Source organism: Escherichia sp. KCJ4928 (assembly GCF_004352695.1).
Classification (GTDB): Bacteria; Pseudomonadota; Gammaproteobacteria; order Enterobacterales; family Enterobacteriaceae; genus ECMA0423.
Genome location: NZ_SJWV01000185.1, coordinates 1 through 7,643, shown reverse-complemented (window position 1 = coordinate 7,643; position 7,643 = coordinate 1). Strand labels below are relative to the sequence as shown.

Below are 7,643 nucleotides of genomic sequence, written 5' to 3'. Positions count from 1 at the left end.
CACACAGATTGTCTGATAAATTGTTAAAGAGCAGTTGCGACGCGGCTTTCAGCTCACTGTCGCGAGGTGGCGTATATTACGCTTTCCTCTTTCAGAGTCAACCCTGAATTTCAGGATTTTTTCTCTTTAACCGAACCGGCTGTTTGTGTGAAGTGATTCACATCCGCCGTGTCGATGGAGGCGCATTATAGGGAGTCGGCTCAGGAAGACAAGCGGAAAAATGCATTTTTATTTCAACCGCTCATCTTTTAATCATTGCGCCGGTTTTTGCTGCTTTTTTATCGCTTGCGGCAGGTCTGCCAGGCTATTTAACACCCAATCCGCCGCGTTTTCTGCTTCAGGCGTAATAGGTTTACCCGTACGCACCAGCACTTTTGTTCCCACGTTCGCCGCAGCCGCTGCCTGCATATCTTCTAATTTATCGCCCACCATATAAGAAGCGGCCATATCAATATGCAAATAATCGCGTGCTGACAAAAGCATCCCCGGATGTGGTTTGCGGCAGTCGCAGACCTGGCGAAACTCTTCAACACTACCCTGCGGATGATGCGGGCAATAATAGATACCATCCAGATCGACATCGCGGTCCGCCAGCGACCAGTCCATCCACTCGGTCAGCGTTTCAAACTGTGCTTCAGTAAATTTACCGCGAGCAATGCCAGACTGGTTGGTTACTACCACCAGCGCAAAGCCCATTTTTTTTAGCTCGCGCATGGCGTCAATAACACCGTCGATAAATTCAAAGTTGTCGATCTCATGGACATAGCCGTGATCGACATTAATGGTGCCATCACGGTCAAGAAAAATTGCGGGTACGCTCTTCGCCACCTTTTATAGCTCCTTAATAAGGCATGTGACGCTAGTATCGCATGTTTCGACCTGCAAGAAAGTGCTCTTCGCATAAACCCGATTGATTTAGACGTCTGGATGCCTTAACATCCATTTCATTGACGGCGTTGCCCGTTTCAGGCATTCGAGATGCCACGACTAACTTAATGACGATAATAAATAATCAATGATAAAACTTTCGAATATCACCAAAGTGTTCCACCAGGGCACCCGCACCATCCAGGCGTTGAACAACGTCAGCCTGCATGTGCCAGCTGGACAAATTTATGGCGTTATCGGTGCCTCAGGCGCGGGTAAGAGTACGCTTATACGTTGTGTAAACCTGCTGGAGCGCCCAACCGAGGGTAGCGTGCTGGTCGATGGCCAGGAACTGACCACGCTGTCAGAATCCGAGTTGACCAAAGCTCGCCGCCAGATTGGTATGATTTTCCAGCATTTTAACCTGCTCTCTTCGCGTACTGTTTTTGGCAACGTGGCTCTGCCGCTGGAGCTGGACAACACACCGAAAGACGAGATCAAACGTCGCGTGACGGAATTGCTGTCATTGGTTGGTCTTGGCGATAAGCATGATAGCTACCCGTCGAATCTTTCCGGTGGGCAGAAACAACGTGTGGCGATTGCCCGTGCATTAGCCAGCAATCCCAAAGTATTGCTGTGTGATGAAGCCACCAGCGCGCTGGACCCGGCAACGACACGTTCTATTCTCGAACTGCTGAAAGACATCAACCGCCGTCTGGGTTTGACGATTCTGTTGATCACCCACGAAATGGACGTTGTAAAGCGCATTTGTGATTGCGTGGCGGTCATCAGCAATGGCGAACTGATCGAGCAGGACACGGTAAGTGAAGTGTTTTCGCATCCGAAAACGCCGCTGGCGCAGAAGTTTATTCAGTCGACCCTGCATCTGGATATCCCGGAAGATTATCAGGAACGTCTGCAAGCGGAGCCATTTACTGACTGCGTGCCGATGTTGCGTCTGGAGTTTACCGGTCAATCGGTCGATGCCCCACTGCTTTCTGAAACCGCGCGTCGTTTCAACGTCAACAACAACATTATTAGCGCGCAGATGGACTACGCCGGTGGCGTTAAGTTCGGCATCATGCTGACTGAAATGCACGGCACACAACAAGATACGCAAGCCGCCATTGCCTGGCTGCAGGAACACCATGTAAAAGTAGAGGTACTGGGTTATGTCTGAGCCGATGATGTGGCTGCTGGTTCGTGGCGTATGGGAAACGCTGGCAATGACCTTCGTATCCGGTTTTTTTGGCTTTGTGATTGGTCTGCCGGTTGGCGTTCTGCTTTATGTCACGCGTCCGGGGCAAATTATTGCTAACGCGAAGCTGTATCGTACCGTTTCTGCGATTGTGAACATTTTCCGTTCTATCCCGTTCATTATCTTGCTGGTATGGATGATTCCGTTTACCCGCGTTATTGTTGGTACATCGATTGGTTTGCAGGCAGCGATTGTTCCGTTAACCGTTGGTGCAGCACCGTTTATTGCCCGTATGGTCGAGAACGCTCTGCTGGAGATCCCAACCGGGTTAATTGAAGCTTCCCGTGCAATGGGTGCCACGCCGATGCAGATCGTCCGTAAAGTGCTGTTACCGGAAGCATTGCCGGGTCTGGTGAATGCGGCAACTATCACCCTGATTACCCTGGTCGGTTATTCCGCGATGGGTGGTGCAGTCGGTGCCGGTGGTTTAGGTCAGATTGGCTATCAGTATGGCTACATCGGCTATAACGCGACGGTGATGAATACGGTACTGGTATTGCTGGTCATTCTGGTTTATTTAATTCAGTTCGCAGGCGACCGCATCGTCCGGGCTGTCACTCGCAAGTAACGTTCAACACAACATAAATAATTGAAGAAGGAATAAGGTATGGCGTTCAAATTCAAAACCTTTGCGGCAGTGGGAGCCCTGATTGGATCACTGGCACTGGTAGGCTGCGGTCAGGATGAAAAAGATCCAAATCACATTAAAGTCGGCGTGATTGTTGGTGCCGAACAGCAGGTAGCAGAAGTCGCGCAGAAAGTTGCGAAAGACAAATATGGCCTGGACGTTGAGCTGGTAACCTTCAACGACTATGTTCTGCCAAACGAAGCATTGAGCAAAGGCGATATCGACGCCAACGCCTTCCAGCATAAACCGTACCTTGATCAGCAACTGAAAGATCGTGGCTACAAACTGGTCGCAGTAGGCAACACTTTTGTTTATCCGATTGCTGGTTACTCCAAGAAAATCAAATCACTGGATGAACTGCAGGATGGTTCGCAGGTTGCCGTGCCAAACGATCCAACTAATCTTGGTCGTTCACTGCTGCTGCTGCAAAAAGTGGGCTTGATCAAACTGAAAGATGGCGTTGGCCTGCTGCCGACCGTTCTTGATGTTGTTGAGAACCCAAAAAATCTGAAAATTGTTGAGCTGGAAGCACCGCAGCTGCCTCGATCTCTGGACGACGCGCAAATCGCTCTGGCAGTTATCAATACCACCTATGCCAGCCAGATTGGCCTGACTCCAGCGAAAGACGGTATCTTTGTCGAAGATAAAGACTCCCCGTACGTAAACCTGATCGTAACGCGTGAAGATAACAAAGACGCCGAGAACGTGAAGAAATTCGTCCAGGCTTATCAGTCTGATGAAGTTTACGAAGCAGCAAACAAAGTGTTTAACGGCGGCGCTGTTAAAGGCTGGTAATTTTTAGGCTGTTTCCACAATTTGTAATATCATTCAGGACGGGCGCTTGCCCGTCTTGTCATTTTTACAAGCTCCTGATTCAATATTGACGTTTTGATCATACATTGAGGAAATACTATGCGTGCTTTACCGATCTGTTTAGTAGCACTCATGCTAAGCGGCTGTTCCATGTTAAGCAGATCCCCTGTCGAACCCGTTCAAAGCACTGCACCCCAGCCGAAAGCGGAGCCTGCAAAACCGAAAGCGCCGCGCGCCACGCCGGTCCGAATTTATACCAATGCAGAAGAATTAGTCGGCAAACCGTTCCGCGATCTCGGTGAAGTCAGTGGCGATTCTTGCCAGGCCTCCAATCAGGACTCTCCGCCGAGCATTCCAACCGCACGTAAGCGGATGCAAATCAACGCCTCGAAAATGAAGGCCAATGCGGTATTACTGCATAGCTGCGAAGTCACCAGCGGTACGCCAGGCTGCTATCGTCAGGCTGTATGTATCGGTTCTGCGCTTAACATTACGGCGAAATGAGCAGTTTCCAGTTCGAGCAAATAGGCGTTATTCGCTCGCCCTATAAAGAAAAATTCGCCGTTCCGCGCCAGCCAGGTCTGGTAAAAAGCGCCAACGGCGAACTACATCTCATTGCTCCCTACAACCAGGCTGACGCCGTTCGCGGCCTGGAAGCATTCAGCCATTTATGGATCCTTTTCGTCTTTCATCAAACGATGGAAGGCGGCTGGCGTCCGACTGTGCGTCCACCGCGCCTCGGCGGTAACGCCAGAATGGGGGTTTTCGCAACACGCTCTACTTTCCGCCCTAACCCAATTGGTATGTCGCTGGTAGAGCTGAAAGAGGTTGTTTGCCATAAAGACAGCGTGATTCTGAAGCTCGGCAGTCTGGATCTGGTCGATGGTACGCCGGTAGTGGATATCAAACCGTATCTCCCCTTTGCCGAATCGCTTCCCGATGCCAGTGCCAGCTATGCGCAAAGTGCGCCAGCGGCAGAGATGGCGGTGAGTTTTACCGCAGAGGTCGAAAAGCAGCTTTTGACGCTGGAGAAGCGTTATCCGCAGTTAACGCTGTTTATCCGCGAAGTACTGGCGCAGGACCCGCGCCCGGCCTATCGTAAAGGTGAGGAAACGGGCAAAACCTATGCCGTCTGGCTACATGATTTTAACGTTCGCTGGCGCGTCACCGACGCAGGTTTTGAAGTCTTTGCGCTGGAACCGCGTTAAATTCACGCCCTTCTCTTTTGACATTTCTTTTGCACTGGTAAACTAAATCACTTTTTTTGTCCCAGGCTCGCCTTGAGCCTGTTCTACCTTCCAACTGGAACCGTAACAACATGCGTACTAGCCAATACCTGCTCTCCACTCTCAAGGAGACACCTGCCGACGCCGAGGTGATCAGCCATCAGCTGATGCTGCGCGCCGGGATGATCCGCAAGCTGGCCTCCGGGTTATATACCTGGCTGCCGACCGGCGTGCGCGTTCTGAAAAAAGTCGAAAACATCGTGCGTGAAGAGATGAACAACGCCGGTGCGATCGAGGTGTCGATGCCGGTGGTTCAGCCAGCCGATTTGTGGCAAGAGAGTGGTCGTTGGGAACAGTACGGTCCGGAACTGCTGCGTTTTGTTGACCGTGGCGAGCGTCCGTTCGTACTCGGCCCAACTCATGAAGAAGTTATCACTGACCTGATTCGTAACGAGCTTAGCTCTTACAAACAGCTGCCGCTGAACTTCTATCAGATCCAGACCAAGTTCCGCGACGAAGTGCGTCCGCGTTTCGGCGTCATGCGTTCCCGCGAATTCCTGATGAAAGATGCTTACTCTTTCCATACTTCTCAGGAATCCCTGCAGGAAACCTACGATGCAATGTATGCGGCCTACAGCAAAATCTTCAGCCGCATGGGGCTGGATTTCCGCGCCGTACAGGCCGACACCGGTTCTATCGGCGGCAGCGCCTCTCACGAATTCCAGGTGCTGGCGCAGAGCGGTGAAGACGATGTGGTCTTCTCCGACACCTCTGACTATGCAGCGAACATTGAACTGGCAGAAGCTATCGCGCCGAAAGAACCGCGCGCTGCTGCTACCCAGGAAATGACGCTGGTTGATACGCCGAACGCGAAAACCATCGCGGAACTGGTTGAACAGTTCAATCTGCCGATTGAGAAAACGGTTAAGACTCTGCTGGTTAAAGCGGTTGAAGGCAGTAGCTTCCCGCTGGTTGCGCTGCTGGTGCGCGGTGATCACGAGCTGAACGAAGTTAAAGCAGAAAAACTGCCGCAGGTTGCAAGCCCGCTGACTTTCGCGACCGAAGAAGAAATTCGTGCCGTGGTTAAAGCCGGTCCGGGTTCACTGGGTCCGGTAAACATGCCGATTCCGGTGGTGATTGACCGTACCGTTGCGGCGATGAGTGATTTCGCTGCTGGTGCTAACATCGATGGTAAACACTACTTCGGCATCAACTGGGATCGCGATGTCGCTACCCCGGAAGTTGCAGATATCCGTAACGTGGTGGCTGGCGATCCAAGCCCGGATGGCCAGGGTACGCTGCTGATCAAACGTGGTATCGAAGTTGGTCACATCTTCCAGCTGGGTACCAAGTACTCCGAAGCACTGAAAGCCTCCGTACAGGGTGAAGATGGCCGTAACCAAATCCTGACGATGGGTTGCTACGGTATCGGGGTAACGCGTGTGGTAGCTGCGGCGATTGAGCAGAACTACGACGAACGAGGCATCGTATGGCCTGACGCTATCGCGCCGTTCCAGGTGGCGATTCTGCCGATGAACATGCACAAATCCTTCCGCGTACAAGAGCTTGCTGAGAAACTGTACAGCGAACTGCGTGCACAAGGTATCGAAGTGCTGCTGGATGACCGCAAAGAGCGTCCGGGCGTGATGTTTGCTGATATGGAACTGATCGGTATTCCGCACACTATTGTGCTGGGCGACCGTAACCTCGACAACGACGATATCGAATATAAATATCGTCGCAACGGCGAGAAACAGTTAATTAAGACTGGTGACATCGTCGAATATCTGGTGAAACAGATTAAAGGCTGATGCCAGAAAGGGTCCTGAATTTCAGGGCCCTTTTTTTACATGGATTGTATAAAATGGATAAACCAAAGGCGTACTGCCGCCTGTTTCTCCCCAGCTTTCTTTTACTTTCGGCTTGTACCGTTGATATCAGCCAGCCAGACCCATCAGCCACAGCAGTAGATGCCGAGGCAAAAACATGGGCTGTCAAATTCCAGCATCAAAGCTCTTTCACCGAACAATCAATAAAAGAAATAACGGCACCTGATCTCAAACCCGGCGATTTGCTGTTCTCCTCAAGCCTTGGGGTAACCTCATTTGGAATCCGCGTCTTCAGCACTTCCTCTGTGAGTCACGTTGCAATCTTTCTGGGTGATAATAACGTTGCAGAAGCGACAGGCGCTGGCGTCCAGATTGTTTCCCTTAAAAAAGCGATGAAGCATAGTGATAAGCTTTTCGTCTTACGAGTCCCGGATCTTACCCCGCAACAAGCCACAGATATCACCGCGTTTGCCAATAAAATCAAAGATAGCGGTTATAACTATCGCGGCATTGTCGAATTTATTCCCTTTATGGTGACTCGCCAGATGTGCTCACTGAATCCGTTCTCCGAGGATTTTCGCCAACAGTGCGTCAGCGGCCTGGCGAAAGCGCAGTTAAGCAGTGTGGGCGAAGGAGACAAAAAGTCGTGGTTTTGTTCGGAATTTGTCACTGATGCATTTGCCAAAGCCGGGCATCCGCTTACACTGGCGCAATCGGGCTGGATTAGCCCTGCCGATCTGATGCATATGCGTATTGGTGATGTCTCTGCGTTTAAGCCAGAAACGCAGTTACAGTATGTTGGGCACCTGAAGCCTGGGATTTATATCAAGGCGGGTCGCTTTGTTGGGCTGACTCAGTGATAAAGCCAGCCTCGTGCACAAAATGCCGGATGCGTCGTGAACGCCTTATCCGGCCTACAAAAGCATGCAGATTCAATATATTGCAGAATTCACGTAGATACTGTTATGGCCTGCAAGTTTTTTCCTGGTCCGGTTTCCCGGATTGCAGGCATGCCAGACACA

The 7,643-nt window shown here is 51.1% G+C and carries 8 protein-coding genes; 7 read left to right on the top strand and 1 reads right to left on the bottom strand.

Annotated elements, in window-relative coordinates; translation table 11 throughout:
• Positions 1–252: 252 nt before the first annotated feature.
• Positions 253–828 (bottom strand): D-glycero-beta-D-manno-heptose 1,7-bisphosphate 7-phosphatase, encoded by a 576-nt coding sequence (gene gmhB, locus E0D98_RS19525; RefSeq protein WP_001140175.1) that lies wholly within the window; start codon positions 826–828, stop codon positions 253–255.
• A gap of 187 nt (positions 829–1,015) precedes the next feature.
• Here gmhB and metN point away from each other — a divergent pair, with 187 nt between their 5' ends.
• The 7 genes from metN (at position 1,016) to E0D98_RS19490 (ending at position 7,481) form a co-directional block, all read left to right on the top strand.
• On the top strand, positions 1,016–2,047 hold the full coding sequence (gene metN / locus E0D98_RS19520) for a methionine ABC transporter ATP-binding protein MetN (protein WP_000593994.1): 1,032 nt from the start codon (positions 1,016–1,018) through the stop codon (positions 2,045–2,047).
• Complete coding sequence (locus E0D98_RS19515; RefSeq protein WP_001294600.1) at positions 2,040–2,693, top strand: methionine ABC transporter permease MetI; 654 nt, start codon at positions 2,040–2,042, stop codon at positions 2,691–2,693. The genes metN and E0D98_RS19515 overlap by 8 nt, the downstream gene beginning before the upstream one ends.
• A 39-nt stretch (positions 2,694–2,732) precedes the next feature.
• A complete protein-coding gene (gene metQ, locus E0D98_RS19510; protein WP_000874224.1) occupies positions 2,733–3,548 on the top strand; it encodes a methionine ABC transporter substrate-binding lipoprotein MetQ in 816 nt (271 codons plus the stop codon).
• A 117-nt stretch (positions 3,549–3,665) separates the two neighbouring features.
• Positions 3,666–4,070 (top strand): Rcs stress response system protein RcsF, encoded by a 405-nt coding sequence (rcsF, locus tag E0D98_RS19505; RefSeq protein ID WP_001202329.1) that lies wholly within the window; start codon positions 3,666–3,668, stop codon positions 4,068–4,070.
• Positions 4,067–4,774, top strand: coding sequence for a tRNA (N6-threonylcarbamoyladenosine(37)-N6)-methyltransferase TrmO (gene tsaA, locus E0D98_RS19500; protein WP_000094011.1), 708 nt, complete (start codon positions 4,067–4,069; stop codon positions 4,772–4,774). The genes rcsF and tsaA overlap by 4 nt, the downstream gene beginning before the upstream one ends.
• Before the next feature lie 110 nt (positions 4,775–4,884).
• Entirely contained in the window at positions 4,885–6,603 is a 1,719-nt protein-coding gene (proS, locus tag E0D98_RS19495) for a proline--tRNA ligase (RefSeq protein ID WP_001260712.1), read from the top strand.
• 53 nt (positions 6,604–6,656) lie between these two features.
• Positions 6,657–7,481, top strand: a complete 825-nt coding sequence (locus E0D98_RS19490; protein WP_001297208.1) for a YaeF family permuted papain-like enzyme — start codon at positions 6,657–6,659, stop codon at positions 7,479–7,481.
• Positions 7,482–7,643 lie beyond the last annotated feature (162 nt).